Consider the following 22,135-nt stretch of genomic DNA (forward strand, 5'->3'; position numbering starts at 1 on the left):
GGTATTTAAAATGAAAATCGCTATGATTGCTTGGGAGTATCCGCCGCAGTTCTCAGGTGGATTAGGTGTCCATTGCCATGCAATCGTTCATGAATTGGTTAAGCAGGGTGTAAACATCGATTTTTACCTGCCTTCTTATGGTCAAACGGACTTTGATATTCCTGCAGGCATGGTTTTGCATCGGGTGGATATGGATCGGCTTCTACCGGCTTATTTAAATAGTGATCATGTCATCTGGGAAACCGTTAATCAGTTCAAGAACAGACTCAAAGAGGTTTTTCAGCCAGAGGGGGTTGACTTGATACATGCTCATGATTGGATGGGCGTCTATGCGGCGTTTGGCATGAATGATCGCTATAGGGTTCCACTCGTATGGACGGTTCATTCCACTGAATCCGATAGAGCCGCTGGTTCGTCTCCTCATCCAGGGATTATGGCCATTGAGCAAGAAGCCATGCATGCCACGGATCATACAATTGCGGTATCCGCTAGAACGAAAGCGAGCTTGATTGATAATTACAGCGCTTTGCCAGACGCTATTACGGTCATTTACAACGGAATTGATACTTCCGCCTATGAACATTTAAAAGCGAGGGATTATACAAGAACAGACGGACACGTTCTTTTCTTGGGGAGAGTAACCGGACAGAAAGGGCCCGGTGATTTCTTGAAAGCAGCGCGTATGATTCTAGCCAAAAGAAATGTGCGCTTTATGATTGCCGGAGAAGGCGACCTGTTGGCCTCCCTTCGTAGAAAGGCACGCATGTGGAAAATAGATGAGCACGTCACATTTACTGGCGCAGTCACCGGTGAACAACTGATTGAATGCTACAAGCATGCTCGGGTTTACGTGCTTCCCTCCATCTCGGAACCGTTCGGCATCACGGTATTGGAAGCCATGGCCTCGGGCATTCCTACGATTACCACTACAACGTCCGGCGTCAGTGAAATAGTCAAGCATGTGTATCTGATTGAACCCGGGAACCCGGGACAGCTGGCTCAAGGGATTCTCACCTTACTGGACAATCGTTCTCTGCAAAGAACATTAGCCGTGAAAGGAGCAGAGGAGGTCAAGCATTTTTCATGGAAATCCGTAGCTGTTCAAACCTTTGTGCTCTATACAGAGATCATTACTCAATTCAACCAAATGAGGAGAATTAACGATGAATAACGACACTGTTCCTCCCTTGCTGCCAAACAATGAACTGATAGCAGCCTATGAAGCGGGATTTCGTGATGAGTGCCGGCGGGTTATCTCATTGAACTTGATTTCTTGCATGCCCAAAATGAAGAAATGGATTATAGAATATTCGGTTATTTACCATAATCCGCTTGGTCAGGAAGCTCATGAAACGATGATCGGTAAAATATACTCGGATCCGGAAAAGGGAATGGCAAGTTACCGCTTGCTTGAGCACTTGTGGCAGCACGGGATGAACGGAGATAGTCCCTATACAGTTGTTCGACCGATCGCTTATCTTCCGTCCTTTCATCTAATGCTTATGTCTAAGGCACCCGGGATGACGGTGCAGGAGTGGATTTTCGAAACGGATAGAGTTCATCATGCAGCTTTCCATACGGCAATCTTTCTTTCATTCTTGCATAAAGTTCCGATTCTGCCCACTCCTTTACCTATTAGGAATAGAGCTGAAGCTGATATCTCGCGATTCATTCAAGAAATGATAAATTCGGCTCCGGAGCAAGAGACTGCTATCCAATCGTTTGCAGCACGCATGCGAAAGTTTCCGCCACGACCCTATGTGGGAGAGCCAGCTATGCTGCACGGGGATTTTCATATCAAAAATGTGTTTTGGGACAATAGCGCTGTGACCGCGATAGATTTTGATCACCATTTTACAGGGGACCCAGCCTGGGATGTAGCTTATCACGCCTGTCAAATTCAATTGAACGCATTTCTTAGAAAAGGGGATTTTCACTATTTTCGATCAGGCGTTAAGACGTTTATTCAAACGTATCTTACCGAAGTGCCTGAGGATGAGCATGAAGATTTCCTGAAACGCATCTTGTATTACCGTGCCCGATCCTTATTTGAAAGCTTGCATTATGAAATCTGTGTTTGCAAAACCAAAAAAATTGAAATCATTGAGCCATTTCTTCTGGAATGTGAACTCTCTTTGCAGGGTAAGGGATTTCAATGACCCCCGTTCGTATTCCGCTAGCTATCGTCCATCATGCGAACCAGTATTTGATCACCAATGGATATTTGAATCGCCCAGGGATCGAAGAAACGATTGGCCCCAAAGACGGTTCATCCGGCTTAAGAGCTGTGTTAGAGCTTCATAGCAGATATGAAATCCCCTTTCATCTTCATATTAGCGGTACTTTAATAGAAGCATGCGCATGGTATGAACCCCTGTTTCTAGAAGAAATATCCGATCTGTGGCATGCCGGACTTGTCGAAATGATTGGATCATCGTATTCACAAAATATTATGCCGTTATTTAGCGATACATTTAACCGTTATCAAATAGAGGAAGAGCTAAAACTATATCAGGCATGGTTAGGTGTCCAGCCTGCGGAAGTAAAAGGATTCTGGATACCGGAGCGGGTCTGGAATACCGGCCGGCTAGCCAAAACCATCGCCGATTCCACACTCAGCAATAGGGGATTCAGCTATGTATTGGCTGATGATCGTCTGTTTCTTCAAGATGCCGAGCGAAGCGCCTATGACCAGCACCCCTCTTATCAGTCTGATCTTTTTAAGCCTAGTAGGATTAAAGGTACCCAAGGTCTTCTTGCGCTTCCGCTATCTACCGAGATGAGATTGGGCTTACCGTTTCGGACAGAGCATAATGAAGCTAAACTGGATATTCTAATGGCTAATTTATGGAAGACGATGGCGAAAAGTGGCCAAGATGTCATTGCCATATATGGAGACGATATGGAGAAAGCCGCAGGCATTCCACCCATGTGGGACCCTCAATCGTTAGAGCATTACGAACGGTTTATGAAATGGCTGAAAAGAAGGCGGGATGTCGAGCCCATTCTGCTTGGCTCTTGGCTGCGCGGGCGAACCCGTAAATGGCCGATAAAGCCCCTTGGCCCAGGCACATATATGGAACTGGCCGGCCAGTTCGGTGCCGGAGAGGACTATTCGGGCTGGGCAGGCTCCGATCTCTGGCGTCCTTATCAGATGATGTTCGATAGAGCTTGGGACAAAGTCAATCGTTTTACTGCGAGGGAGGGGGGCTCTTCTGCGCTGCATGATCTCTCGATCAAGCACTTATTAGCCTGCTCCTATGAGACAGGCTGGCATGATCCCGGAGTATCTTGGAAGGATGCTTCGCCTGCTCCGTGGGCACGTGCGCTGGCTAGTCATGCCCGTGCGGCCTACATCTTGCTGGAGGCTGCCAAGTGGCAGCAAGAAACGGATGACACCGAACGGCTCAAGCTGACAGTAGCCGATTTGGACGAGGATGGGCATGAAGAGGTCATATTGCGTAATCATCGATTTGCTGTCGTCATTAGTCCTAGGTTCGGGGGGCGGATTCTGTACGCATTTTCATTTAGCGAGAAAGACGGCTGCATGATCATAGGCAATCCATCCGATGATTGGAACTTACTCGAAGAACTGAACAGCTTCATGGAGAAACCGATGAATCACCCGGGAGCTCTTGCGGATAACGGATTTGAACAGGATATTTATGAAATTGAAGCTGCTTTAAACGAAGAGGGAGCATCGGCGGAATTGGTCATTGTCAACAGGGAGCTGGGCAGCCGTGCCTATGGTTTGAGGAAGCGATTTGTTTTGAATAAAGATGAGCAGCGCTTGCTCGTCAAATATGAACACATTCCTCCCAGCATCTTGCCATTATCCCTTGATATCGGATTATCCCCTGACTATTTACGGCTGTTAAGGGAAGGACGTGCTTCACTAGCCCCCTATAAAGAGGGGGAGAAACAGGGCTATCGCTGTGGTAACTTGTTCGTTTGGGTACGCATAGAGTCAGAAAGAGTAAAATGGCATTTGGCCCGTTCACCTATATTCGGGCATGGGGTTTGCAAGGCACTTACCCTCACTTCCGGTGAAGCCGTATTTCAGATAGGGGTTGATAATTTAAATGAAGCCTAATTTGTTTCCTGTTCAGCATTTGGGTCCCATGCCATTTGGATACTCCAAACCGCAGCTTATAGCGTTCAACGATGGCATGAAGTATGTCGTGAAATTTAAGAATAACCCTACCGGCACTCGTGTTTTGGTCAATGAGTATGTAGCCGCAAGGTTAGCGCAGTTGCTGGGAGTTCCAATTGCGCCCTTTTATATCGTCCCTATTTCCGATTCGTTCATCAGGGAGTCATCTTTCCATAGTAAATATCACTTTCAAGCTGGTCAGCAGTTTGCCAGTCTATATATAGAAAATTGTTCGCTTCTTATTTCGGATTTCATACGGAGGGAAGGCCCCCGTATCATGAACAGGGAAGCGCTGGCGGGGATGCTTGTGTTCGATCTTTGGCTTAGCAATACAGACCGCAAAGAAAAGAATGTGCTGTTGCAGGACTGTGGAGAAGATGCATTTAAGTTGTATCTGATTGATCATGGACGTTGTTTTGCCAATTCAAATTGGACCCCCGATACACTGCAAAACGTGAGGATGAATTTGGAATTAAGTGTTCATAAATGGGGGTTTTCCCTCCTGAAGGGCAGGGAGGAGCTTATTCCCCATATGGAAAAGGCAGCCTCCGTAAGCGATACGGTTATCTATAACATTCTTGATTCTATTCCCGAAGATTGGGAAGTCTCTGCATTGGATAGGGAAGCATTATATGCCTATCTTTTGAAAGCACAGAGAGAACTCCCGACGATCGTGGAAGAATTTATCAAAAAAACAGGCTCTGCTGAATAGCAGAGCCTGTTTTATAGGGATAGCCTCATAACTTTAGTCTTAAAAGTTCAAAATCATCATGATTGACCCAAATATCGTACCAATCAGGACTAATTTTGCTCACATAGGTGAGGAAATCAGCTGCGTAATCTCCCATGTCCGACAGCAGCTTCAATGGGAATACAACGGGCGTTGATTTGATGACATGGACAACATCGATGATTTTCAGATCTTCTCCCGGCATCACAAAAATGTGCCTTGCAGAATGATCGAACCGATTGAATCCCACTTCAGCAAAGGTATCCAAAAGCATGACGATCTTCTCAGCCAATTTCATGGACATTCCGTTCTCCTGTAAATAATCAAATAAACTAGGGGAGGTCAAATACTCCATGACGATATACTGGCTGCCCCAAAAATAAAGATAAGGACAAATCCCCGCTTTATTGCCTAGCTTCAAGGCATGAAGTTCGCGCTTGCAGTTTTTTTTCTGATAGTAAATTTTTACGCAGCGCTTCTCATCAATTTGAAAAACAGCCCCTTGCTTCCCCTGTCCAATGAGTCGCCAGCCAACAGGATTATCTATACTAATGTTGATGTCGGGTTTCCACACGCGTATCTGGTTCACTTTGTTCATCAGTTCATCGTCCATAGCCTGGTCTCCAGTTCCTATGAAATAGCAACTTCTTCTATATATCATATGAAAGAGAAAGTGAACTAGAAACGGTATATAACTAGCAAATACTTTTACTTTAAAGTATTTTCAGTATGAAAATCGTCAATGCTATGCATGAGGTGAACAGTGCAAATGAGCGTGTTGATAGCGGTTTTTATATGCATCATCCCATTGATTATGCTGTTAGGAACTTGGTTGTTCAGATCGTGGAGAATTGTTTATGATTTGCTGGCCGTGCTGTGCGCCTATATATTCGGGATCATTAGCAGCTTGGCGGTTTATGAGATTTTGCGCGATGAGACGGTGTTTATGACAAATATACATGGGGTTTTCCAAAATAATTGGTTTCTGTTCAGCGGAGCCTATTTGGGAAGCTATGGCCTGTATATGCTTCAGCTCTGGACTGTGAAGCAGTTGAGACAAGAATAAGCGAGTTAAACTAAAAACTGGCGTATGACGTCCAATAATAGACATGATCATACATAAAGAGGGTGAGAGTATGACTAGAATCGTCTACAGGTTTATGAAATACAGCCTAGGTTTAGGTCTTTGTATGTCTGTATTGACGGGATGCTTCCAACGCTCAACGGCCAATCCTTCGATCGTTCCTACGTCTACTCAGACGGGGGCGCCTGTAAGTAGTTCGCCGGCTAGTCCATCTGCTGTACCGACACCAACACCGACAGTTGATCCTGTTCTGTCTATTCTCCAAGGCATGTCTGTGGATGAGAAAATAGGGCAGCTGATTTTTGCCGGAATTGATGGCTATGAAATGAACCAGCATACCCGTGAACTCATTGATTCCTATCATATCGGCGGTATGATTTTGTACAAAACGAATGTGAAGGATACAGGGCAGTTAATTAAACTTGTTAATGCATTGAAGCAAAAGAATGCAGGGAATAAGCTGCCTCTCTGGCTCGGAGTCGATGAAGAAGGCGGAAAAGTGACGCGTTTGCCGGATGAAATCACCAAAACACCTCCGAGTAAAGATATAGGAAACACGAAAAGTACGGAGTTCGCCTACGGTGTTGGCAGTCTGCTCGGGAAAGAGCTGAAAGCCTACGGCTTAAATGTTGATTTCGCACCTGTGCTCGATATTAACAGCAACCCTAATAATCCTGTCATCGGCGATCGATCCTTTGGCGCGAATGCGTCAATTGTCAGCTCCTTGGGCATTCAAACGATGAAAGGGCTGCAGGCTCAGAAAGTGATGCCTGTCGTTAAGCATTTTCCGGGACATGGAGATACGTCCGTGGATTCGCATGTTCAGCTTCCTGTTGTGCAGAATGATCTGGCGAGACTGCGCAAGCTGGAACTACTGCCCTTTGCAGAAGCCTTTAAGCAGCAAGCGGATGCCGTTATGGTTGCCCATATCCTTCTGCCTAAAGTAGATGCCCAGAACCCGGCCTCCATGTCGAAGAAGATTATGACAGACTTGCTGCGGCAGGAGATGGGATTCCAGGGACTAATCATGACAGATGATATGACGATGGGGGCCATTATTAAAGCGTATGATCTTGGGGAAGCTGCGGTGAAGTCGGTTCTTGCCGGATCGAATGTCGTGATGGTCGGGCATGATTACGAGAAGGTGGCAGCGGTCGCCCAAGCACTTCGCCGAGCGGTTGAAGAGAAGCGAATTCCCATAGAAACGATCGACCGAAGTGTCATTCAAGTTATGAAGCTAAAACAGAAATACCAGTTGAATGATACCGTTGTGAAAACGCCTGACACGAAGCAAATCAATGCAGATGTAAAGCTCCTCTTGCAAAAATATCTGAACAAATGAAAAAACCTTTATTTTCCTGGTCATCTGACTGGGGGATAAAGGTTTTTTTGCTGTATCTCAGCATGCCGCGATTAATAAACCGGCGTTCCGCCATCCAATAAAAATTTGGCATAGGCGATTGGTTTATAAAAGGTTGACTTCCACTCTTCCATCATATCGGCTTCCTTAAAGCTATAACGTTGATCTTTGCTATTGCATTCAATAAATAAAGGGAAGCCATGGCTGGTAAGTCCGATGTCGAGCCCTATATCAGCCAAATGAGGCAGTTCTGCACTTAAATGCTTGGCGACGCGCATCGTAAAATCAGTAATCTGCTGATAAACAGCTGTCGGATCGAGTGACGGATATTCTCTTGCAAGAATATCCGGTAATCGCATGACTTCGCCGCCTTGCGCCACATTCGTAAGAAAGTGCTTTCGGGAAGCGACTTTCGCTACGATACCTGTGATGCCCCATTCACCGCATTCATCGCGCTGGGCCGAAATGCGAAGATCAAACGGGCGGCCGTCATATAAAGCCAGAGGTAAGCATTGTTGGACGATATAGGAGCGGTTCTTGAGCTTTTTTTGCAGGGAAATGGGCAGCTGTTTCGAAAAGCGAATTTGCCGCCAAATGCGATTGCTGATTCTCATGCTTGCCGGATAGATGAGCCTCCACCCTGTTCCAAGTCGATCCATTTTCATAATACCACGGCCAATACTGGAATTCGTTGGCTTAATTATGAGTGAATCATAGGCATTCATCATCATTCTTACATTTATCGGGTTTGCCGCATACGTACCAGGCATATGCGGCCGTATCGAGTCATTTTTGAGCAAGATTTGGTGGATAAGCAGCTTGCTGTAACGGTTCCAACGATTAAATAAAATGATACCGTGCTGCGTCCAGCTTTCCAACGTATCGTAAGAAGCATGATCCAAGTAAATGGCACGGTTATGAATGACTTTGGGCAGATCGATCCATGCAAGGACGTAGTGTTCACCCGATGGGATGTAAGCGCGCACTTTCATCGTATCCATTCGAACGTCTTGAATGCGGAAATAGCAAGGAATCACCCCATATTCTTTGCCAGCTTCACTGTAGTAATGGATAGCTTCATATATTGTCTTCCCCTGGGGAATGCCATCGAATAAGGTGTCGTTTACTAAAATACCCACATAGGGATTTTCCATTGCATTCCTTCCACTCCTTTACATTCAATTGACTGGCAGGCATTGCCTTTGCTTCATATAGCTTATGGAAAAGCAGGGCTGCTTGTTTGTACGGATGCTGATAGACGCACAAGAAGATGTGACGTTTGCACAGGTTGAAGGGGCGAATACCCAGACTAACCCATAAAATCCGCATATGTATAGAAAAGAGGCTGTAACAGGCATTTAACGGATACGGAAAGGGGCCAGAAGATGTGCAGCTTACCGATCAAAGTAGCAATTGTAACACCCGGTACTTTCCCCATACCTTCAGGAACGAGCAGTTCTGTAGAAATGGTCGTTTATCATACAGCTAAGCAATTAGTTAAACATATGGGGGTTTACGTGCTTGGGCGTAAAACGCTTCATCAGCCGAGCCGTGAGATGAAAGAAGGTGTTCATTATTTACGTGTTCGATACGAGAAACCTGCTTCTTATATAGAGAGGGTAAGCCAGCAAATCAATCTGGTGAAACCGGCCTTTATTCAGGTTGAGAATCGGCCGCGTTTTGTACGGTATTTACGCAGGAAGCATCCGGGAGTAAAGATTAGTCTTATGCTTCATTCCACGTCTTTTATTTCGGGGCCGCATATCTCTGTTCGAGAGCTGTCGGCATGCCTTCGGGCAGCCAATATCATTGTGGTTAACAGTGATTTTCTAAAGCGGCTAATTCAGCGTAAAGTGCCAAGCTGCTCACATAAAATTGTGACCCAGCATCTTGGGGCGGATTTAACCCAATTTACGTCCAAATGGACCCCGGAAGGAAGCGCGTCAGGCATGGCTTTGCTGAAAGAGCTAGGATATGAGGATAAGAAAATCATCTTATTTGTAGGGAGACTCATTCCGAAGAAAGGCGTACATCATCTCTTAGACGCCATGCTCCAAGTCGTCCAGACCGAGCCAAATGCGATCTTGCTTATTGTTGGCAGCGCCTACTATGGCAAAGAGGCGCAAACCGATTATGTCCGTAAATTACACAGAATGGGAAGCTCAATGCCGCAATATGTTCGTTTTATCCCTTACGTATCACATAACGATATTGCGAAATGGTACCAGTCAGCAGACATCGTTGCCGTCCCATCTGCACCGAATGAAGCATTCGGTCTGGTGAATGTAGAGGCTATGGCAACGGGAGTGCCGGTTGTGGCAACTCGTTCGGGAGGGATTCAGGAGGTTGTCGATCATGGTACAACCGGTTATTTGGTTGATTCGAACCAAATTGCAGAGGAGCTGCCTCGGTATCTGCTTCGATTGCTGGGGGATGCGGAGCTTCGGCGGGTGATGGGAGAACAGGGGCTGCAAAGAGTGAGGCATATGTTTACATGGGAACGAAGCGCCGAACAATGGTTTGAACGATATCAGAGCATGAGGAGGCGCACGCCGAGGTGATCCTGGTGCATTAGAACCGCATCTGAATGACGATTCTTATTTCCGGGCGTATCAGAATCGCATCTGGGTTAACGCACATTTTTAAGGGCGAACGTACATTTTATTGCATGCATGAATATGTTACAAATGACTAGATCATGAAGAGAAATGGAGAGGAGTCTATGAGCAAACGGAATAGCAATCGTGGCGTCCCCCGAAAGCCGCAAGTGCAACGAGTGAATTCCTTTACGAACGAGCTGAAATGGTTGGATGAATCGGATTCCGCGCTTGCACAGCCTAAGCAAGAACGAGAGCAAAAGAACGCTGTTCAAGCCGTTGTCTCCACGAATGCAACCAAGATGATTCCCAAACCCAAGAAACCAGAAACACCTGCTTTGGAAAAAGAGAAACCGCAGCCTCAAAGCCCAGTACCGCCTAGCCATTCATCCAACCCTGCACCTCCGCTCATTATGTTGACAGAACGGAGAGCCGGGATATCTTCCTTCCCTGTCATCTACACCGATGATATCGTTGAAGAAGCGATTACAGCAGAGAAAATTGCCAACCGGGCTGTGGACGAAAGTAAAATCAAACCTCAGAGCATTAGCACCAAGGTCATAAAAGATTTTGCAATCGACAACACGAAGTTAGCTACGGCTAGTGTGACCAGAGAGAAAATAGCAAACGGCGCTATCCATGATGAACATCTTGCGTTCCAGAGCATTTCCGGTGAGAAAATTCATAATCATACGATTTCCGGGGATAAGCTAATCGATAACAGTATTACCGCGGATAAATTGGCGGATCAAGTCATTGATTCCATTAAATTAGCAAGCGGATCGATTTTATCGCACCATTTGTCAGAAATGGTGATCTCGACTGAACTGATTGATGATCAGGCCGTCAGCTCTGAGAAAATACGCAGCGGAGCCATTCAATCCAAACATTTGTCGAATAAGATTATTGATACGGCTAAAATATCCGATGCTACGATCACAACGGATAAGCTGAGAGATCAATCCGTTACTCACGATAAAATTGCGGATGAAAGCGTTGGTTCCGTCCATTTACAGCACGATAGTATACTCTTTCAGCATTTGGCTCCGGGGAGTGTTCAAAGCAGGACGATTAGTCCGTGTCAAATAAATGGTACTCATATTATTGATAACACCATTGAAGCCTTCCACTTACAACCAGAGTCTGTAACGGAAGATAAGCTCGCGCAGCGGGCTGTATCGGAGGAAAAAATCGCGGATCAAGCGGTTACCAGCACGAAAATAGCTAAGGAGTCTGTAGGATCCATCCATTTGAAAAAAGGCTCCATACAGGCTGCGCATATTGGCAGTGAAAGCATTACCGGTGAAAATATCGGAGCGGGTGAAATTGGAACCGAGCATTTACGAAAAGGCTCCATCCAGTCTGATTTACTCCAGGATGCTTCGGTTACGGCGGAGAAGCTTGATGACGGCAGCGTCGAGTCAAGGCACATCCAAAAACAGTCCATCACGACGGAACATTTGGCGGAATTCTCGGTTACTACCTCTAATTTAGTTCCGGAGTCCATTACTTCCGAACAGTTGGCTACGGCGAGCGTAGATTCCAACCATCTTAAGGATAGGAGCGTAACCTCAGAGAAAATTGTGCCTAGTGGCATAGGTGGGGAACATGTCCAGCTTGGTGCCATAACCAGAGAGCACTTGGAGTTGCGTTCAATTGGAGAAGAACAACTGGGACTTTATGTGATCCATAGAGAGCATATCGCGAACGAAGAAATTACTACAAGGCAATTGCATGAAGAATCGGTAACGACCAGTAAAATTGCCGAAGAAGCGGTTACGAGCAATAAAATCGCTCCATTTACAGTTGAAACACGCCATTTACAAGAACATATCATTGAAGGCATTCATATTAAACCAGGCACGATTCGTTCCGAACACTTGGGTGATAATTCGATCAAATTGGACGTTTTTGCTGACCGAAGTTTGTCTGGTAAGAAGCTTGTGGAACAAACCGTCACCGAAGATCTAATTGCTAACAGCGCTGTAACTGAGCAAAAGATCGCTGCTAACGCAATCGCTCCGCAACATTTGCAGGAAGGTGCTGTTCAGACATCCAGTATTCGAGATGGCGCTGTGCAGTCGTCTAAAATTGAAAACGAAGCGATAACGGAAATAAAGCTGGCAGATTTCAGTGTAACGGCAATCAAGCTTGCTGAAAAAGCAGTAAGTAGTGAACATATTCTGGACGGAGCGATAACGGCAGCTAAGCTTGCGAATGAAAGTATTCATGGCAGCAAGCTGGTGGGCGGAGCCATTCATTCGCGTCATCTTGCGGATGATGCTGTATCCGGTTCGAAGTTGGCGCCAGGCAGTGTGGACAGCGGTAAACTGATTAGTGGTGCCGTACAGAACGAACATCTAGAAACTGGTGCAGTGAGTAGTGAGAAATTGGGAGAGGGCAGTGTAATCAGCAGTAAATTGGCGAGCGATGCTGTTAGGACTGAGCATATCGCCAACGAGGCTGTTACAGGAGCGAAATTAGCGCCGTGGAGTGTAGATAGCACCAAAGTTACGAATGGAGCTATCGAAACGCAGCATCTTGCAGATGGTGCGGTTAGCGGAGAGAAGCTGAAGGAAGCTAGTGTAGATGGCAGTAAGCTGATGAATGAAGCCGTTCATACCGAGCATATCGCTGACGCAGCTGTAAGCGGAGCAAAACTGGCGGCGGGCAGTGTGGATAGCAGCAAGCTGGTAATCGGAACGATTGGCAGCGAGCTCCTTGCAGATGGCGCAGTAAGCAGGGAGAAGTTGGCATCAGGGAGCGTAGATGACAGCAAGATTGCTTATGGAGCAATCAGAGCCGAGCATCTTGCTGATGGCGCGGTAAGCGGATCGAAGTTATCGGCAGCCAGTGTGGATGGCAGTAAGCTTGCTAATGGTACTATCCAGGGTGAACATATCGCGGATGAAACGATTAGCGGCAGTAAGCTGGAAGCCGGAAGTATTGATGGCAGTAAGCTCGTGAGCGGAGAAATCAGAGGTGAGCACTTAGCTCTAAACAGCGTAGACGGCAGCAAACTGGCAGGCGGAAGTATTGAAAATCACCACATTTCGTATGGCGCTGTTAGCCGTGCTAAGCTTGCTGCGGGCAGTGTCGATGCCACCAAGCTAGTCAATGCATCGGTTGAGAACGATCATTTGGCTGACGGCGCAGTTACCAGTACTAAGCTGGCATCCGGCAGTGTTGACGCTAGCAAAATGACGAATAATTCGGTGTTTGGCAAACATATCGCAGATGGAGCTGTAAGCTCGTCGAAGCTGGCAACAGCCAGTGTGGATGGCAGTAAACTGGCGTTGGGTTCTGTAAGCAGCGAGCATCTTGCCGATGAAGCCGTACATGGCGCGAAATTAGCCTCAGGCAGTGTAGACGGAAGCAAACTTGTAAATGATACGGTAACTCGTGAACATCTGCAAGACGGTGCGGTTGATGGAAGTAAATTGGCGTCTGAAAGCGTTGATGGATCTAAGCTGGCAGCTGGGGCTGTTAGTTATCTGCACTTGGAGAACGGTATTATCGACAGCACCAAATTGGCAATTGGATCTGTAAGCAGCGAGCATCTCTTAGATGGTGCCATCAGCGGAGTAAAACTTATGCCAGGCAGTGTGAACGCAAGTAAGCTGGCAAGCGGAGCGGTGGAAGGCGAGCATCTCGCGGATGGCGCTATCCTTGGTTCCAAGTTGGCAGCCGCTAGTGTGGATGCCAGCAAGCTGGCCATAAACTCGATTTTCGGGAAACATTTGGCTGACGCTGTCGTAAGCAATGCCAAATTGGCCGCAAACAGCGTGGATGGTACTAAACTGGCGCATGGAGCTGTTGGAGATTCCCATCTCATAGACGGTGCTATAAGTGGGGCTAAGCTGAAGGAAGGCAGCGTAGACAGCAGTAAACTGGCGATCGGAAGTATAACCAGTGAGCATTTGGCTGACGGTGCCATCAGCATGAGCAAGCTTGCCGAAGGCAGTATTTCGGGCTACATGCTGGCGGCGGGCGAGATAACCCGCGAGCATTTAATGGATGGAGCAGTCGATAGCCTAAAACTGGCAAGTGATGCTGTGCATGGTGAGCATCTGTCGAATGGGGCTGTAAGCAAAGCGAAGTTAGCGGAAGGCAGTGTAGACAGCAGCAAACTGACCACAAACAGTGTGCATAGCGAGCATCTGGCAGATGGCGCCGTGACTGGAGCGAAGTTAGCGGTGGGCAGCATTGATGCCAGTAAGTTGGCGAGCGGTTCTGTTTACGGTGAGCATATCGAAGATGGTGTCATAAGTGCCGCCAAACTAGCCGCAAACAGTGTGGACGGAAGCAAGCTGGCAAGTGGAGCTGTTAATAGCGATCATCTCGCAGACCGTTCAGTGACAACAGCAAAGCTGGCAGAAGGCAGTGTAGATGGAACCATACTCGCCAAAGGTGTCGTAAAGAATGAGCATCTGACAGATGCCTCGATTAGCGGAGCGAAGCTGTTAGCAGGCAGTGTAGATGCGAGCAGACTGGCTTATAATTCTGTCTACGGGGAGCATCTTGCACTTGGTTCAGTAGGTGGATCGAAGCTAGAAGCAGGTAGTGTGGACGGAAGCAAGCTGGCTGCGTGGACCGTGAGCAGCGAGCATCTGGTAGATGGTGCCGTTACCGGTGAAAAGTTGGCCGCAGGCAGCGTAGACGGAAGCAAGCTAGTTCCGTGGATCGTGAGCAATGAACATCTCATAGACGGAGCAGTAGGCAGGGAGAAGCTGGCCGCAGGCAGTGTAGACGGAAGCAAGCTCTCTATAGGCAGCATAAGCGCGGAGCATCTAACAGATGGTGCGATCAATGGTGCAAAGTTAATGGCAGAGAGTGTGGATGCGAACAAACTAGCCCCAGGCGCAGTGAATGGCATACACCTTGCGGATGAAGTGATAGACAGTAGAAAGCTGACGAAGGAAGCTGTACATGGCGAACATTTGGTCGATGGAGCCGTTAGCAGAGCCAAGTTAGCTGAAGATAGTGTGGATAGCAGCAAACTGACCACAAACAGTGTGCACAGCGAACATCTGGCAGATGGCGCCGTAACTGGAGCCAAGTTAGCGGTTGGCAGCATTGATGCCAGTAAGCTGGCGAGCGGTTCTGTTTATGGTGAGCATATCGAGAATGGTGTCATAAGTGCCGCGAAACTAGCCGCAAACAGTGTTGATGGAAGTAAGCTGGCAGATGGAGCTGTTAATAGCGATCATCTCGCAGACCACTCAGTGACGGCAGCAAAGCTGGCAGAGGGCAGTGTAGATGGAACTATCATCGGCAAAAGTGTCATTAAGGGAGAGCATTTAACCGACGCCTCGATTAGCGGAAAGAAGCTGATGGCAGGCAGTGTGGATGCCAGCAAGCTTGCCTATAATTCCGTTTACGGGGATCATCTGGCGTTTGGTTCCGTCAATGGATCGAAGTTAGCAGCCGGCAGTGTGGACGGAGTCAAGCTGGCCGCATTCGCAGTGAACAATGAACATCTTGTAGACGGAGCAGTGAGTGGCATAAAGCTGGCTGCCGATAGTGTAGATGGATCCAAGCTCACCAAAGGCAGCGTTAGCGCTGAGCATCTGGTAGATGGAACAATTAGCGGTGCGAAGCTAATGGCTGAGAGTGTGGACGCGTACAAACTTGTTCCGGGGGCTGTGAATAAGAAACATCTTGCGGATGGTATCATAGACAGCTCGAAGTTAGTGGAAGGAGCAGTATGCGGCGAACATCTCGCTGACAGCTCTGTAAGCGGGTCAAAGCTGGCATGCGGCAGTGTGGATGGCACCAAATTAGTTCCTGGCTCAATAAGCGGCGAGCACATTGCGGATGGAGCCATAAGCGTAGGTAAGCTTGCTGCTGGAAGCATAGATAGCAGTATGCTGGCATTCGGTGTGGTAAACGGCGCGCACCTGGCACTTGGAGCCGTGAGTGCAGCGAAACTGGCAAGCGGCAGTGTGGACGGAAGTAAACTGGCTAGCGAGGCCGTCAGTGACGAGCACATTGCAGACGGAGCTCTAAGCGGCTCCAAACTGGCTGTTGGCTCTATTGACGGAAGTAAGTTAGCCCCTGGCTCTGTTTACGGTGAACACCTTGCTATGGGTTCGATTAGCGGTACGAAGCTAACTGAAGGAAGTGTGGATGAAAGCAAATTATCATTCAGAACTTTACAACTGCCTCCTTCAAAATCCGTGGTAACACAACAATTCGGACTTGTCTCCTTTGAATTCAAAGTGCAGGATGAAATCGTCGATGTGCAAATTTTCTTTGATGAGCCTTTTGCGGATAGCAACTATGTGCTAGTTGCTACAACGAATCATACGGCTTGTTACGCGATTGTAAAGCAGAAATATACGAATTACGCGGTTTTATCTTTAGTACGCACACGGTTTTCAGCAGAAATATATGGGATCGTCAATTGGATAGCAACAGGAAATAAATAATAAGTTGTAACCAGGCAGGATCGTGCTTAGCGCTCGATCCTGCTTTTTTGCTGCCCATTCTCATCTTATGACTAGGAATATAACCCATTTTTACGTCTTCACCGCTATTCGTCCATGTTCTGCAGTAGTTGAACGCATAGAATGAAGCAGATATCCCGGATGCTTTGAAGGAGATGAGTCTCTGATGAAAGTCGTGATTATGGCAGGAGGTAAGGGATTGCGTTTTTGGCCGCGAAGCGTGGAAACGAAGCCCAAACAATTCCTTGCACTAACCTCCAATGAAAGCATGCTCCAGCAGACTTACCAAAGATTTAGTAAGTATGTAGACGTGGCGGATATATATGTTGTTGCAGGCTCATCCTATATCCCTTTGATTCGCGAGCAACTGCCGCTTTTGGATCCGAGCCGTATGATTGTGGAGCCCTATCAAAGGGATACCGGACCCTGCATGGCATTAACAGCCAGATTCTTTTTGCAGCAAGAACTGGATGATGTCATCGTGACGACGCCCTCTGATCAATACATTCCAGATGATGCGGAATTAATGAACGTTTTGCGGGAAGCGGAAATGATTGCGAGGAAGGATGAATCGATCGTCACTTTAGGGATTGTCCCAACAAGGCCGGAGACGGGCTTTGGGTATATCCGCGCAGATGCGAATTCGACGCTAGGTCAGGCCAAACGTGTGCTGAGGTTTGTAGAGAAGCCGAATGAACAACGCGCCCGTGAATTCATGAAGGAACCGAATATGTACTGGAACAGCGGTATTTTCATTTGGAAACCTTCGACGATTAACTATTATATGAAGCTTCATCAAAGTGAGATGTGGAATAAGCTGTGGCTATCCGATCTGCCATTAGAGCACGTGTACGCTTCACTGCCCAGATTATCCGTGGATTACGCCATTTTGGAAAAGGCAGAGCGCGTATACACGATTCCCGTACATTTTGTATGGGATGACGTTGGTTCCTGGAATGCTTTGGAGCGGGTATTTCCAACGGACGAACGGGGAAATTTGTTTTTCGGAGATGTTCACTCACTCCATGCCACAAACTCCATCATCTATGCGGAAGGCCAAAAAGTGGTTGCCATCGGAGTCAACGATTTGATCATCGTTTCTACGAAAGATGGTTTACTCGTTTGTCCGAAATCCGAGGAGCAGAACATCAAACTTGCGATCAGCATGATGGAAGCTTCTAAATAGAAATTTAAGTTCAATCAGGTGGTGAACGCATGAATGTCGCTTTCGATATGTCATTTATAAATAGGGAAAATCATAAGCGTGCCGTTGGCAAGTTCGCTAAAAGGTTCATTCGTGCCATTCAAAAGGAAAATCCGAACCATCATTATCATCTTTTCCAACCGGAAACGGGCCCTGGCGCACGGCCTATTCAAGCTCAATTGGAGCAATTCTTGAATGCTTATGCGATTGATTTGTTTCAAATTCTTAGTCCGATGGATCTCATGATTACGCCTATGAAGAAAGCTTGGTTCGGGAAGACGAAGGTGGCCGTGCTCCTGCATGACATGATCCCGTTTAGCGAATTCGCGAAAAGTGAAAACCTTGCCAGCTATATAAACTTTGTTCAGTCCTCTGATCTGATTCTGGCTAATTGCGATCGTGTCAAACAGGAAGCCATAAATGCACTTGGCATCAGTCCAGAGAGGCTTATTTCTGTATACGGCGGGACGAATAACCGGTTTAAGCATGTTTCAAGCGATGCAGACGTTTTGCAAAAGTACGGTATCGTCAAGCCATTTGCACTATGCACGACAAATGTGTTTGATACGAAACATATCGTTAAGCTGCTCAGAGCGTTTGGTCAAGCAAACAAACAGATGAAGAAAAACTATCAATTGGTATTTGCTGGTAAATTGAGCGAAGCAGAAAAGCAATTCTTGCGGGTTGAAGCCATCCTCGTGGGAGTTGAACAAGATACCCTGTGGCTTCCGGAGGTATCGGATGGAAAGCTGGCTCAACTCTATAGCCATGCAGATGTCTTTGTATATCCGTCTGCACATAGGGGCTACGGCGTACAGGTGCTGGATGCGATGGCTTGCGGCACGCCAGTACTTGCTTTCTCACAGGGGACAATCCGGACGCACTCTGACGATGCGGCTTGTGCTGTTAACATGGAGAGTATAAATAGTATCGTTCAGGGGCTGTTGGCATGTTTAACAGACGAAACGTTAAGGAACGATTTGCGGAATAAAGGCTATGATCTGATTGATCAGTTGGAGGAGCATTCAACAGGAACGAAGGTTCATGAGGCCTATCAGGTTGTTATGAGGAAAAAACTGGCGATATTCGCACCGCTCACACCGCTCAAAAGCGGAGTTGCTGCTTACATGAATGTCATCCTGCCAGCTTTTCAAGCCATTTATGAATGCGATCTATTCATTGATGGAAACTACGCGCCCAGTTTGCCGCCGGAGATCGGAGAAGAGCAATCGAAGCGCATTTACCCTCATGATGCCTTTCATCAAAAGGCCAGCCACTATGATGAAGTATTGTTTCAACTAGGCAATAGCAGCAATCATACCTATATGGTTCCATATGTAAGGAAATATCCAGGAGTTGTCGTGCTTCACGATCTTCAGTTGAAAAAGCTGTGCCGTGATTGGACGGAAACCAAGGCTGAGCCCATCGACGCGGATCAACTGCTGCTGACCGCCAAATCCATTATTGTTCATAATCAATACGCCAAAAAAAAGCTGCAAAGCAAGGGGTATCGCAATGTGGGCTATTGTGCGCTGCCGCAGAAGCTTCCGGTTATGATCTCCCTCTTGATGGATCGTGATTTTGTATTTTCCAGCTTTGGACGGATTGAGGAAAACAAACACTTAGAGCTGGCTCTCCGCTGCTTTAAAAGGTTGAGAGATGAAGGCTGTACGGATATGAGGTACACGATTGCAGGAGATGGTTCATCCCGTTATATCAAAAAGCTAAAAGCTTTTGTCTCTGAGCTGGGACTCGACCAAATGGTTGAATTTAAAGGACATGTGGATCATGCCGAATATCAAACAACGCTAAGTCACTCGGATGCTTGCATTCAATTGCGCAATCCAACGGATGGAGAGTCGTCCGGGAGCTTGCTTGACGTTCTGTCGCACGGCAAAGCGGCGATTGTTTCGGATGTTGATTCCTTTTCAGAACTGCCAAGCGATGTTGTTTGTAAGATCAAACATGATGATCAAGTCGAAGATCAGTTGTTTATCGCCATGCGTCAGTTGTACAAAGACAAACATCTGCGCAAACAGTTGAGACAGCGATCGAGAAACTTTGTAGCGGAGCAGCATCCGGTTTCGAAATACGTAGAAAAATTTAAAGGTATTGTGGAGGATGGCAAGTTCGACGAATTGCAGGAGGCATTGGCAGATGAACAATCTGAAGTTGATGTGTCGCCGCAATCTGAGACTAGTTCAGACGCCATAGAAGCCGCAGCACCCGCACATGAAGCTACGAAAGCTAAGGTTGATGAAGAAACCACCCGTACGATCTATATTTACCCGAATCGATATCGAAGAATACGAATAGGAAAGAGACCCGTCTCTTATTTTTCGTTTAATCTGAACGAACTTCCGCCAGGCTGCACGATAGAGCGTGCTGTTATGCAGATCCCGGCGATAACAAAAGTGCTTCGCATACATCGGATTAGATCCTCTTGGTCCACTAAAAGCATATTGCGACGTAGACCCCTAATTCGTAAATATCCGATTTTCAAAAGCGCTATGAACAACAAAGCCAAGCCGAACCAAAGCATGCTCTTTACGTGGGACTGTACCCAGCTAGCTCAAAATTGGCAGCAGGATCAGTTAAGCAATCACGGTGTATTTGCAGCTAGCGTGTCGGCTTTAAGAAGGCCTAATCTGCATCTGGTTGTGAGTGGAAAGTTTCAGTAAAGGCATTACATCCAGGAAAGGAAGCGGGTATGTGATGGGAAAAATAAGAAAAGCGATTATCCCGGCAGCTGGCTTAGGAACCAGGTTTCTTCCAGCGACCAAAGCGATGCCTAAGGAGATGCTTCCCATTGTCGATAAACCGACGATTCAATATATTGTCGAGGAAGCCGTCGAATCCGGCATTGAAGATATCATCATTGTGACCGGACGCAGCAAGCGATCGATCGAAGATCATTTTGATATCAACTATGAGCTTGAATTTAACTTGCGGGAAAAAAATAAACAAACCCTGCTGAAAATCGTCGATGACATTTCGAATCTGGTAAATATTCATTATGTGAGACAAAAGCAGGCACTTGGCCTCGGGCATGCCATTTGGTGCGCGCGTAAATTTATCGGCAACGAACCGTTCGCCGTGCTGCTTGGCGACATGGTCATCGATAGCGATCCCCCGTGTCTCAAACAGTTAATTCAAATATACGAAGAAAAGCATGCCTCTGTTATCGCTGTGAAAGAAGTTGCCTGGTCGGATGTCGGCATGTATGGCATCGTAGATGGACAGCTCATTCATGATGGTCTCTATCAAGTGAGAAATTTGGTTGAAAAACCCCTTGTGAAGCCTCCTTCTAATGCCGCCATCGTAGGCAGATACATTCTGGAGCCGGAAATATTCGATATTCTAGAGCATACACCCTCGGGCGCAGGGGATGAAATTCAACTGACGGATGCGATGCAGGAGCTGCTTAAGCGTCAGCCTCTCTATGCTTATAAATTTAAAGGAAAGCTGTACGACGTTGGGGATAAACTCGGCTTTTTGAAAGCGACGGTCGAGCTTGCCTGCAAAAATAAAGAACTGCAAGAGGAATTCAAGAAATATTTGTACCGGATTTTAGCAGAGGAAGGTGGTCCGCTTTGAAAAAAGTGGTCATCACTGGAGCGGCCGGATTTCTAGGATCCCATCTAGCGAAGGAAGTCGTTAAACAAGGCCATCAGGTCATTGGATTGGATAATTTCTCGACGGGGAAGGCAGAGAATATACGAGAATTATCCGATTCAGGGTTTTTCACATGTATCGCGTGTGACGTTGCTGAGGAAGACGTGCGGTTCATGCCGGCGTTAAGCGGGATCGATGAAATTTATCATATGGCTTCTCCGGCTTCTCCTAAGTTTTATCAAGCGGATCCATTTGCCACGATAAGAGTTAATACGATAGGTACGGCGAATATGCTCGAACTGGCTCGCAGGAACAACGCCAAGCTGGTGTTCACCAGTACAAGCGAAGCTTACGGAGATCCTGAGGTTCATCCTCAACCTGAGGAGTACCGGGGCAATGTCAATACGTGGGGGCCAAGAGCTTGTTATGATGAGGCCAAACGGCTTGGTGAAGTGTTTTGCTATGAATATGCCCACCGTTATGGCTCTCGGGTAAAGGTTGCTCGTATATTCAATACGTATTCAGCGGGCTTAAGGAATGATGATGGCCGGGTCATTTCCAACTTCGTCACTCAGGCACTGAATGGCCATGATATAACGATTTATGGCGATGGCACACAAACCCGTTCTTTCTGTTATGTTGACGATACAGTCAGAGGTTTGCTGCTCATGATGGAACGTGATGAGGCGAATGGACAACTGATCAACCTTGGAAATCCTGTGGAAATATCCGTTATGGAAGTCGCTCATTTGGTCAAGAGTTTGGCACAATCCTCCAGTAAGCTAACTTATAATCCACTTCCTCAAGATGATCCTAAAGTAAGGCGGCCGGTAATTGACAAGGCGAAGGCTCTATTAGGCTGGGAGCCATTCATTGATTTAAGGGAAGGTCTGCGCCTGACCATTGAGGCATACCAGGCGCAACGGCCCTAGTAAAGGTGGAG

14 protein-coding genes are annotated in these 22,135 nt (G+C 47.0%); 12 read left to right on the forward strand and 2 right to left on the reverse strand.

From position 1 onward, the window contains the following. Positions 1-10 precede the first annotated feature (10 nt). Genes J2Z65_RS30250 through J2Z65_RS30265 form a run of 4 tightly spaced genes read left to right on the forward strand, consistent with a single transcriptional unit; the run spans position 11 to position 4,865 of the window. A complete protein-coding gene (locus J2Z65_RS30250) occupies positions 11-1,171 on the forward strand; it encodes a glycosyltransferase family 4 protein (protein ID WP_167068018.1) in 1,161 nt (386 codons plus the stop codon). Further along, positions 1,164-2,159, forward strand: a complete 996-nt coding sequence (locus J2Z65_RS30255; protein WP_167068021.1) for an aminoglycoside phosphotransferase family protein — start codon at positions 1,164-1,166, stop codon at positions 2,157-2,159. Before J2Z65_RS30250 ends, J2Z65_RS30255 begins: the two co-directional genes overlap by 8 nt. Beyond that, entirely contained in the window at positions 2,156-4,093 is a 1,938-nt protein-coding gene (locus J2Z65_RS30260; RefSeq protein ID WP_167068024.1) for a hypothetical protein, read from the forward strand. Before J2Z65_RS30255 ends, J2Z65_RS30260 begins: the two co-directional genes overlap by 4 nt. Then, on the forward strand, positions 4,083-4,865 hold the full coding sequence (locus J2Z65_RS30265) for a HipA family kinase (protein ID WP_167068027.1): 783 nt from the start codon (positions 4,083-4,085) through the stop codon (positions 4,863-4,865). Before J2Z65_RS30260 ends, J2Z65_RS30265 begins: the two co-directional genes overlap by 11 nt. A gap of 25 nt (positions 4,866-4,890) precedes the next feature. Here J2Z65_RS30265 and J2Z65_RS30270 read toward each other — a convergent pair whose 3' ends face one another. Continuing rightward, positions 4,891-5,496: a protein kinase family protein gene (locus J2Z65_RS30270; protein WP_167068030.1), complete on the reverse strand. Its 606-nt coding sequence runs from the start codon at positions 5,494-5,496 to the stop codon at positions 4,891-4,893. A 156-nt stretch (positions 5,497-5,652) separates the two neighbouring features. Here J2Z65_RS30270 and J2Z65_RS30275 point away from each other — a divergent pair, with 156 nt between their 5' ends. Both J2Z65_RS30275 and nagZ read left to right on the forward strand, forming a co-directional pair. Further along, the gene (locus J2Z65_RS30275; RefSeq protein WP_167068033.1) at positions 5,653-5,949 is read left to right on the forward strand and encodes a transposase; all 297 of its coding nucleotides are present in this window, start codon (positions 5,653-5,655) and stop codon (positions 5,947-5,949) included. A gap of 70 nt (positions 5,950-6,019) precedes the next feature. Then, positions 6,020-7,309 carry a beta-N-acetylhexosaminidase gene (nagZ, locus tag J2Z65_RS30280; RefSeq protein WP_167068036.1) on the forward strand — a complete coding sequence of 430 codons (1,290 nt, stop codon included), beginning with the start codon at positions 6,020-6,022 and terminating at the stop codon, positions 7,307-7,309. A gap of 71 nt (positions 7,310-7,380) precedes the next feature. Here the strand turns inward: nagZ and J2Z65_RS30285 are convergent, their stop codons facing one another. Beyond that, on the reverse strand, positions 7,381-8,481 hold the full coding sequence (locus J2Z65_RS30285; RefSeq protein WP_167068039.1) for a YheC/YheD family endospore coat-associated protein: 1,101 nt from the start codon (positions 8,479-8,481) through the stop codon (positions 7,381-7,383). Positions 8,482-8,712: 231 nt separating this feature from the next. On the opposite strand from J2Z65_RS30285, the gene J2Z65_RS30290 reads away from it, so the two are divergent. The 6 genes from J2Z65_RS30290 to J2Z65_RS30315 all read left to right on the forward strand — a co-directional run bounded on the left by J2Z65_RS30290 (position 8,713) and on the right by J2Z65_RS30315 (position 22,124). Further along, on the forward strand, positions 8,713-9,888 hold the full coding sequence (locus tag J2Z65_RS30290; protein WP_167068042.1) for a glycosyltransferase family 4 protein: 1,176 nt from the start codon (positions 8,713-8,715) through the stop codon (positions 9,886-9,888). Positions 9,889-10,049: 161 nt separating this feature from the next. Further along, positions 10,050-16,355 carry a WIAG-tail domain gene (locus J2Z65_RS30295; RefSeq protein ID WP_167068045.1) on the forward strand — a complete coding sequence of 2,102 codons (6,306 nt, stop codon included), beginning with the start codon at positions 10,050-10,052 and terminating at the stop codon, positions 16,353-16,355. Between the two features lie 184 nt (positions 16,356-16,539). Then, positions 16,540-17,559 carry a mannose-1-phosphate guanylyltransferase gene (locus J2Z65_RS30300; RefSeq protein ID WP_167068048.1) on the forward strand — a complete coding sequence of 340 codons (1,020 nt, stop codon included), beginning with the start codon at positions 16,540-16,542 and terminating at the stop codon, positions 17,557-17,559. Positions 17,560-17,588: 29 nt separating this feature from the next. Then, the gene (locus tag J2Z65_RS30305; protein ID WP_167068051.1) at positions 17,589-20,258 is read left to right on the forward strand and encodes a glycosyltransferase; all 2,670 of its coding nucleotides are present in this window, start codon (positions 17,589-17,591) and stop codon (positions 20,256-20,258) included. Positions 20,259-20,292: 34 nt separating this feature from the next. Then, positions 20,293-21,174 (forward strand): UTP--glucose-1-phosphate uridylyltransferase GalU, encoded by an 882-nt coding sequence (gene galU, locus J2Z65_RS30310; protein ID WP_167068055.1) that lies wholly within the window; start codon positions 20,293-20,295, stop codon positions 21,172-21,174. Beyond that, complete coding sequence (locus tag J2Z65_RS30315; protein WP_167068058.1) at positions 21,171-22,124, forward strand: NAD-dependent epimerase/dehydratase family protein; 954 nt, start codon at positions 21,171-21,173, stop codon at positions 22,122-22,124. Before galU ends, J2Z65_RS30315 begins: the two co-directional genes overlap by 4 nt. Positions 22,125-22,135 lie beyond the last annotated feature (11 nt).

The sequence above is a fragment of the Paenibacillus aceris genome (genome assembly GCF_017874035.1).
GTDB classification, from domain to species: domain Bacteria; phylum Bacillota; class Bacilli; order Paenibacillales; family NBRC-103111; genus Paenibacillus_E; species Paenibacillus_E aceris.